Origin of the sequence: Natronomonas sp. (assembly GCF_046710025.1) — an archaeon.
In the GTDB taxonomy this organism is placed as follows: Archaea; Halobacteriota; Halobacteria; order Halobacteriales; family Haloarculaceae; genus Natronomonas.
The window spans coordinates 1-8,178 of record NZ_JBKEGK010000114.1; the positions used below are offsets into that span (position 1 = coordinate 1).

General features: G+C 63.5%; 7 protein-coding genes. 5 read left to right on the plus strand and 2 right to left on the minus strand.

Translation table 11 applies throughout. From position 1 onward, the window contains the following. The coding region (locus ACI944_RS08825) for a DUF2070 family protein (RefSeq protein ID WP_411718685.1) at nucleotides 1-1,686 on the minus strand (1,686 nt) is incomplete at its 3' end. Nucleotides 1,687-1,957: 271 nt separating this feature from the next. On the opposite strand from ACI944_RS08825, the gene ACI944_RS08830 reads away from it, so the two are divergent. Further along, a complete protein-coding gene (locus ACI944_RS08830; RefSeq protein ID WP_411718686.1) occupies nucleotides 1,958-3,364 on the plus strand; it encodes an ATP-binding protein in 1,407 nt (468 codons plus the stop codon). A 318-nt stretch (nucleotides 3,365-3,682) separates the two neighbouring features. On the opposite strand, the gene fer is transcribed toward ACI944_RS08830, so the two are convergent. Beyond that, nucleotides 3,683-4,072, minus strand: a complete 390-nt coding sequence (fer, locus tag ACI944_RS08835) for a ferredoxin Fer (protein WP_411718687.1) — start codon at nucleotides 4,070-4,072, stop codon at nucleotides 3,683-3,685. A gap of 193 nt (nucleotides 4,073-4,265) precedes the next feature. Here fer and hisA point away from each other — a divergent pair, with 193 nt between their 5' ends. The 4 genes from hisA to ACI944_RS08855 form a co-directional block, all read left to right on the plus strand. Beyond that, the gene (hisA, locus tag ACI944_RS08840; protein WP_411718688.1) at nucleotides 4,266-4,982 is read left to right on the plus strand and encodes a 1-(5-phosphoribosyl)-5-[(5-phosphoribosylamino)methylideneamino]imidazole-4-carboxamide isomerase; all 717 of its coding nucleotides are present in this window, start codon (nucleotides 4,266-4,268) and stop codon (nucleotides 4,980-4,982) included. A gap of 72 nt (nucleotides 4,983-5,054) precedes the next feature. Continuing rightward, nucleotides 5,055-5,666: a translation initiation factor IF-2 subunit beta gene (locus ACI944_RS08845; RefSeq protein ID WP_411718689.1), complete on the plus strand. Its 612-nt coding sequence runs from the start codon at nucleotides 5,055-5,057 to the stop codon at nucleotides 5,664-5,666. Between the two features lie 142 nt (nucleotides 5,667-5,808). Then, nucleotides 5,809-7,794: an aconitate hydratase gene (locus tag ACI944_RS08850; RefSeq protein ID WP_411718690.1), complete on the plus strand. Its 1,986-nt coding sequence runs from the start codon at nucleotides 5,809-5,811 to the stop codon at nucleotides 7,792-7,794. Between the two features lie 203 nt (nucleotides 7,795-7,997). Next, nucleotides 7,998-8,178 (plus strand): dihydroneopterin aldolase family protein (locus ACI944_RS08855; RefSeq protein WP_411718691.1); only part of this gene is annotated, 181 nt, incomplete at its 3' end.

Below are 8,178 nucleotides of genomic sequence, written 5' to 3' on the forward strand. Positions count from 1 at the left end.
GACCATCGCGTTCGCCGTCGCCGCGAGCGATTCGGTCCGGTCGTTGCCGAAGACGGTCACCTCGGCGCGTTCGGTCGCCATTCCCGCCGCAACCGGTTCGAGGTCGGCGGTCGCCTCCTCGACCAGTCGGGAGACGGTCTCCACGAGGCGGTCGTGGTCGATCGCCGCGCCGACTTGGTTCGTCGCCTCGACGGTCGTGACGATGTGGGTGTCGGTCGTCATCACCTCGGCGTTGTCGGCGTCGACCGCCGCGACGAGCCGTTCTCTGAGCCCTGGGTCCACGTTGTTGCCGTCGATCACTACGTAGGCCGTCCGATGGCCGCAGACCTCGAAGACCGCGGCGCGGATTCCGAGCGGGCCGATCCCGTCCTCGTGGCCCCACTCGGTGTCCTCGTGTGCAACACCGACTGACAGCCCGCCCCGATCGGCCGCCGCGAGCCGCTCAGAGAGACGCCCGGCGGCTTCGATCATGTCGAATGAGCGGGGGGATCCAGGAGTGACGTGCCGGAATGCCGACCCCTCGAACCCGTCGTTGCAGTTGTGGGCGTCGACGAGCATCACGTCCCCGGAGGCGGCGGCGCTCGCTTCGGCGGCGATCGACAGCCCGACGGAGAACGCAACGTCGTCGGCCGGTTTCGGGGCGTGGGTGCCGACAAGCAGTTGATCTTCCCCGATCGCCTGCCCGAGGAACTTCGAGTCACCCTCCGTTTCGCGGTGGCTCGGAGTCGCGCTCCGGGTGTACTCGATGCGGGCGGCGGCGGTCCCGGCGGCCTCGACAAGCGTGTCGACCTCGTGCTCGGAGACGAGATTGAAATCGTGGCCGGCGGTCGCGTGTGGCGGAAAACCGAGGCCGTCGGTCGCCGCTGCGATCCGTTCGGGGAGGTTCCCGCCGCCGATCTCGCCGATCGGCCCCGGGTGGACCATCGGGAGCACGAACCGCGCCTTTTCGGTCCCGTCGAGCCGACGGATCGCGAGCACCGTGACCGGGACGACCGCCTGCTCGCCGACCTGCTCGAAGAACGTCTCAAGTTCGCGCGATCCCTCCGCGACGTGGCCAACAAACCCACGGACGAAATCGAGCACCGACACGTCGAGGCTCCGACGCCAGGGGCGATCGATGGCGAATATAAAAAGTGAGACGCCAGCCGCGTAGACGGCACACAGCGCCAGCAACAGGAGGTAGTTCGTGCCCCCGTCGTAGGCGGCGACGAACGCCGTTGCGACGGCGGTCTGGATACTCGCGGGCACCGCCGCTACCAGCAACGAGCGGCGCGAGACCGCGATGATGACGAACAGCCGGAGCGCGAAGATCGAGGCGAGCGCAACGAGCAACGCGTCGAGGACGAACGGCTGGCCGACGCCGGTAACGGCTGCCGCCACGGCCGCCACGAGCAGAACAGTGACAACGACCAACTCACAAATAAACGCCAAAAGCGCCGAGCGGTTGTAGGTGAACCGCCCGCCGAGCAGTCGATCGACCGGGGCAGTGAGAAACGCGGCGACGACGGTCGGCACCCCGACGTAGAGCATCCCGAAATAGGCGGCGTCGAGAAAAAATCCCGTATCGAAGGCGGCGACCCCGACGATCGCGGCCACGAGTAGCGTCAAAAACAGGCTCGTCGACCAGTCGGGGGCCCGGAAGACGAACCGCGACAGCGCCGCCAACTGTCCCTGCGTTCGGGTCATCGTCAGGTCGAACGGCGCTCGGGCGGTTAATTGCCCCGGTACTCGGTGACGATCATCTGGGGCCGATCGGTGTCAGCAGCCGCGGCTGTCGGCCATTGGGCATAAAAAATCAGTATTGTTAGTGAGCCAGCGGCTCAGATGACGCGGTTCTTTTTGCTGTCGTGCTCGCATCCGCTGGAGCATCGTGGTCTCAACTACCGTAGCTTGAACTACGATAGTTTGGACTACGCTATATACATCTTTTATGTGCTGGTGAGCCGAAGGTGAGAGCATGGCTGCCTTCGTCAACCGAGAACAGGAACTCGACAGACTCCACAAGTTATACAAGAGTGACTCTGCGAAGTTGAGCGTCGTCTACGGACGTCGGCGGATGGGAAAGACAGCACTCGTCGTCAAATCTATCCAAGACCGTGACGACGCGGTGTACCATCAGGCTGCACACGGAACAACGGAGCAGCAACTAGACTCCTTTATCGCTGATGCTGCAACGGTGTTCCCGGGAGTCAATCGGATTCGGAGGGACTGGGAGAACGTTCTCACGTATCTCGCTGAACAGGACGCAATTGTGATCCTCGACGAATTCCCGTACCTCGTAGACGAAAACGAAGCGCTCCCCTCTCTCGTTCAGCGGCTCTGGGATCACAACGTCGAAGATACGGCTGCGACCTTCGTGCTGACTGGCTCGGCAATCGGGATGATACACAAGATAGCGCTCGACGGGAGTTCACCGCTGTACGGCCGTCTCTCCAAACGGCCGAACGGGAAACTCGAAATCGGCCCGCTCCCGTTCGCTGCCGCGATGGAGTTCTTCCCGAACTACGCGCCAGCCGAACAGGTAATCGCCTACGGCGTGTTCGGGGGGACACCGGAGTACCTCAGGGCCGTGGACGACACGCAGTCACTACAGGGGAACATTACCGAAACCTTGCTACTCCGTGATGGCGGTCTCCACGAGGAACCCGAGGATGTCCTGTACCGGGAACTGGACGAAGTGGACCGGTATTTCGCCGTTCTGAAAGCGATGGCCGAGGGGAACCACAAGCGAAACGAGATCATCCAGGCCGCCGGTATCAATGCGAACAGCGCGAGTTACTATCTCTCGCGTCTACGGGAACTCCAGATAATCGAGCAGGAGTATCCGGTCACCGTTGACCCGTCCCGGAGCCGGAATAGCCGGTATCGAATCCGGGATCAACTGTTCGCGTTCTGGTTCCGGTTCGTCCACGGTCGCTCGTCTCGGTACGAAGTATTCGGGGCGGATGCGTACGACGAACTCGTCGAGCCGCATCTCCCGGACTTCGTCAGCTCGTCGTTTGAACGACTCTGTCAGCGGGCAGTTCTCTACGAGTACGGGGACGTGTACACGTTCACGGAAGTCCCGGATCGGTGGTGGGACACCGACGGACGCGAGATCGATATCGTGGCCCCGACGAACGGCGACACGTTACTGGTCGGGGAAGCGAAGTTCCAGCAACAACCGATGGGGTACGACGTCCTGGCCCAACTCGAACAGGAGGCACCCGAAGTCGAGTGGTCGCCGACCGACGGCGACGTGAACTACGAGTACGCACTGTTCAGCCGAAGCGGGTTCGCGTCGTCACTGGAGGAAGCAGCCGAGGAGCGGGACGACCTCGGTCTCTTTACGGTTGACGATCTCGTTGAGACACTGTCCGATTGACCACGAGGGGAACAGTCCGTTCTACACGCGATAACGCTGAAAGAGAAACCGGTTGGAAAGAGTTGGTTCAGGCCGGAAACGGGTGGTCTGAACGGTCTTTACCCCTCCAAAGGCCCGCGTCTGTTTAACGACCGTTGAACGCCGTTAATTAGCTCACACGCAGCTCACGGCTGAAAGCGACACCTGGTTCTGTTTGCAGTCCAAGTCTCAGCGTAGAATAGCCATTAGATGGTCTAATGGCGGAGAGTTCCCGAGGATCGGTGGCCGCGCGATCCCGGGATACGGTTCATCTGTTTAATCCACGTTGTACGCTATTTTCTAGATGACGCGGTTCTGGAGGTAGTCGAGATGCTTGGCGTTGTAGACGATCCGGACCTCGTCGGCTGCCGGGCTGCCGATACAAGTCAGTCGGACCATCTCCTCTTCGACTTCCTCGTCGGAGAGGATCTGCTGCATATCCATGTCAATCTCGCCCTCCTTGACGATGGCCGCGCAGTTCGCACACGCGCCAGCACGACACGAGAAGGGCCAGTCGTAGCCCTGTGCCTCGGCCGCTTCGAGGATGTACTCGCCCTCGGCGACATCGAGTTCACCGTAGTCCTCATCGCCGAGGCCGGCGTCGGCCGCGTTCTCGAAGAGGTCCTCGTCGTCCATGCCCCAGCCGTGGTCGTCCAGTACTTCGTAGTTGAGATATTCTACGGTTGGCATCGATTGAATCATTATGCCTCCGGTGTGTTGAACTTTGCTGTTATCGGGGGCCCTGCCGGAGGTACCGAATAGTAACGTGCCGGCCGGCACCCACTGACCCGCCGTCGCCGTACCGGACATCGCACTCGACACCGCGGCAGCACCTGCCGGTCTAACGGGTACGTTTTTGTCGCTTCGGACCTCTCGGATAGCCGTGTTCCCCTCATTCGAAGTCGTCCCGGCGGTCGACATGCAGGACGGACAGGTCGTCCAACTCGTCGGCGGCGAACGCGACACCGGCAGGACGTACGGCGACCCGGTCGAGGCGGCCGAACGGTGGGTCGAGGCGGGCGCGCGAACGATCCACCTCGTCGACCTCGACGGCGCGTTCGACGGCGAACGCGCCAACGCCGCCGCCGTCGAGTCGATCGTCGAGGCGGTCGATGTCGACGTCCAACTCGGCGGCGGTATCCGGACCGCCGAGGACGCGATCGGGCTGCTCGAGGCCGGTGTCGACCGGGTCATTCTGGGGACGGCCGCCGTCGAGACCCCCGAGATCGTCGGCGAAATCGACGCGGCATTTCCCGAGAGCGTGGTGGTAAGCCTTGACGCGAAGGACGGCGAGGTCGTGGTGTCGGGGTGGACCGAAGGCACGGGTCTCGACCCCGCTGAGGCGGCCGCCAGATACGAGTCCGAGGGCGCGGGCGCAATCCTCTTTACCGACGTCGACGTGGAGGGGCAACTTGAGGGGATCCGGCGCGATCCCGTCGAGGCGGTCGTCGATTCGGTCGACATCCCTGTCGTGGCCAGCGGCGGGGTCTCGACGCTCGAGGACGTGCGGGCAATTGAAGACCTCGGGGCCTCGGCCGTCGTCGTCGGGACGGCGCTGTACGAGGGCCGGTTCACGCTCGATGCGGCCATGCGGACGTGATGGTCACCCCCAAGCGCCACGACGTCACGACGTTCTCGGAACGCATTTACCGTCCACGCCCCTCGATCCAGTATGGAATATGAAGCCAGCCTCGATCGGGCGCTGGAAGCCGTCCCCGACATCGGCTCGGCGGGCGATCGGCTCTCGGTCCCCGACGCAGTCGCACAAACCGACGGCGCGTTCACGCGGTTTACGAATCTCGATGCGGTCGCGGATGCGCTGAATCGCGAGTCGGACCACGTCCATCGGTTCGTCCAACAGACCCTTGCGACCTCCGGAAAGCTCTCCGAGGGCGTCGGCCGGTACAACGGTAACTTCGACGATCGCGACTTCGAGCGGGTCGTCGACGACTACACCGAGGAATACGTCCGCTGTAGCGAGTGTGGTCTTCCGGACACACGTCTCGTTCAGGAGAACCGCAACCTCATGTTGCGGTGTGACGCCTGTGGTGCGTTCCGCCCTGTCTCGAAGAGCACGCGGGCGGACGACTCTCAGGGAGCCGAGGATGACGTCGAGACCGGCAACACCTACACCGTGAAGGTGACCGACACCGGACGCAAGGGCGACGGGGTCGCCCACCGTGGCGATTACACGATCTTCGTCCCGGGCGCTGAGGAGGGCGACGTCGTCGACATCTACGTCGAGAGCACGAGCGGTAACCTCGCCTTCTCGCGACTCGCCTGACCAAATTCTAAACGTTTGTTGGGGATAGTAGCCGATCAGTAGACGAAAACACACGTTTCGGCCGGTCGAAAGCGGCCAAACCAGCCGACGCGGGGCGAAACTCGCCGGATTTATATCTATGGACACGCGATTTGCGGATGATATGGGACAGACACTCACCGAGAAGATTCTTGACGATCACCTCGTCGAAGGCGACCTCGAGACGGGCGAGGAGATCGGTATCGAGATCGATCAGGTCCTCACACAGGACACCACCGGCACACTCGTCTGGCTGCAGTTCGAGGCGCTCGGCTTGGACGAGGTCCAGACCGAACTTGCCGCACAGTACTGTGATCACCAGACCTACCAGTTCGACTTTAAGAACACCGACGATCACCGCTTCCTCCGAAGCGCCGCAGGGACGTTCGGTGCCTACTACAGCCGCCCCGGTAACGGCATCTGTCACAACGTCCACAAAGAGAACTTTGCCGCGCCCGGCAAGACGCTCCTCGGATCGGACAGCCACACGCCGACGCCCGGCGGCCTTGGCCAGCTTGCGATCGGCTCCGGCGGCCTCGACGTCTCCGTCGCCATGGGCGGCGGTGCCTACTACATCGAGATGCCGGAAGTCGTCAACGTCCACCTCGAGGGCGAGCTCCCCGAGTGGGCCACCGCAAAGGACATCGCGCTGCACCTGCTCGGCGAACTGACCGTCAAGGGCGGCGTCGGCAAGATCTTCGAGTACACCGGTCCCGGCGTCGAGTCGCTGACCGTTCCCGAGCGGACGACGATCACGAACCTCGGCACGGAACTCGGCGCGACCTCCTCGATCTTCCCGACCGACGAAAAGACGAAAGACTGGCTCTCGCGGATCGGTCGCGAGGACGACTACGTCGACCTCTCGCCGGACGAGGACGCCGAGTACGCCGACCAGATCACGGTCGACCTCTCGGAGCTCGAACCGCTCATCGCCTGCCCGTCGATGCCCGACAAGGTCGTGCCCGTCAGCGAAGTCGCCGGAGAAGACGTCGAGCAGGTCATCATCGGCTCCTGTACGAACGGCGCCTACGAGGACATCCTCCCCGGCGCGAAGATGCTCGAAGACCGCACGGTCGACCGGAAGACCGAGATGATCGTCGCGCCCGGTTCGAAACAGGCCTCCGAGATGCTCGCCCGCGAGGGCTGGACCGCCGAGATGATGGCGGCCGGCGTCAACTTCTCCGAGGCGACCTGCGGTGCCTGCATCGGTATCGGCCACGTGCCCGGCTCCGACTCGGTCTCGCTGCGGACCTTCAACCGGAACTTCGAGGGCCGCTCCGGCATCGAGGACGACAACGTCTACCTGTGCTCGCCCGAGGTCGCCACCGCGGCCGCGATCGCCGGCGAGATCGTCGATCCCCGGGATCTCGCCGACGAACTCGGCGACCTCGAGGCCCCCGAGTTCGAGATGGGAACGAAATACAGCGACGGGATGGGTCAGGAGGACCCCGACATCATCGCGCCCGACGAGGCCGTCGACGACGAACTCATCAAGGGTCCGAACATCGGCGACGTGCCCCTGAAAGACGAGATGGGCACGGACATCGCCGGCCCCACCCTCCTGAAGATGGAGGACAACATCACGACCGACCACATCATCCCGGCGACCCAGGACATCCTGATGTACCGGTCGAACATCCCGAAGCTCTCGGAGTTCACCCTCAGCCGCGTCGACGAGAACTTCGCCCAGCGCGCGCTCGATTCCGACGGCGGCTTCCTCGTCGCCGGCGAGAACTACGGCCAGGGCTCCTCACGCGAGCACGCGGCGCTGTGTCCGATGTACCTCGGTGTCGAGGGCGTCCTCGCACAGAGTTTCGCCCGCATTCACAAGGCGAACCTGTTCAACTTCGGTCTCATCCCGCTGGAGATCGACGAGGACGACTACGAGCAAATCGAGCAGGGCGACGACATCGAGATCGTCGACGACGTCGCCGACGCCGTCCGCTCCGGTCAAGAGGAGTTCACCGTCCGCGTCAACGACGACTGGGAACTCACCGGCCACCTCGACGCCTCCGAACGCGAGCGACAGATCCTCGCCGACGGTGGCAAGCTTTCGCACACGAAAAAGCAGGCCGAGGGCGGCAGCGACGCCGCGCCTGCCGACGACTGAGGACGAGCCAACGGGCGTCCCGCGACACGTTCTCTCTTTTTTCGGCCGACAACGACCAGTTTGTGTCTTCGTTTCACTCCGGCCGATAGCGACTGCTTTGCCGTATTTTCTCGCCGGAACGCCGCGTCGATCCGATCCGTGCTCGTCGACCCCAGCGCGGTCGCGTTGCGAACCGATTAGTGGCCGCCACCCCAACGAAACGCATGGAACCGACGACCCCACAGACGGCCTGCTTCGAGGCGGGAATAAAGTTTGGGAGCCTCTATCACCAGTTCGCGGGCACGCCCGTCTCGCCGGGGAGCGCCGCGAGCCTCGGGCGCGCCATCGAGGAGTCGATCGAAAACCAACCCTTCTGTGCCGGCGTCGACGTCGACGTTCTCGAGG

Bases quoted from the DNA above. Each gene is read 5' to 3' on its own strand.
- ACI944_RS08830 (WP_411718686.1), top strand. From the start codon at position 1,958: ATGGCTGCCTTCGTCAACCGAGAACAGGAACTCGACAGACTCCACAAG.
- fer (WP_411718687.1), bottom strand. From the start codon at position 4,072: ATGCCAACCGTAGAATATCTCAACTACGAAGTACTGGACGACCACGGC.
- ACI944_RS08845 (WP_411718689.1), top strand. From the start codon at position 5,055: ATGGAATATGAAGCCAGCCTCGATCGGGCGCTGGAAGCCGTCCCCGAC.
- ACI944_RS08850 (WP_411718690.1), top strand. From the start codon at position 5,809: ATGGGACAGACACTCACCGAGAAGATTCTTGACGATCACCTCGTCGAA.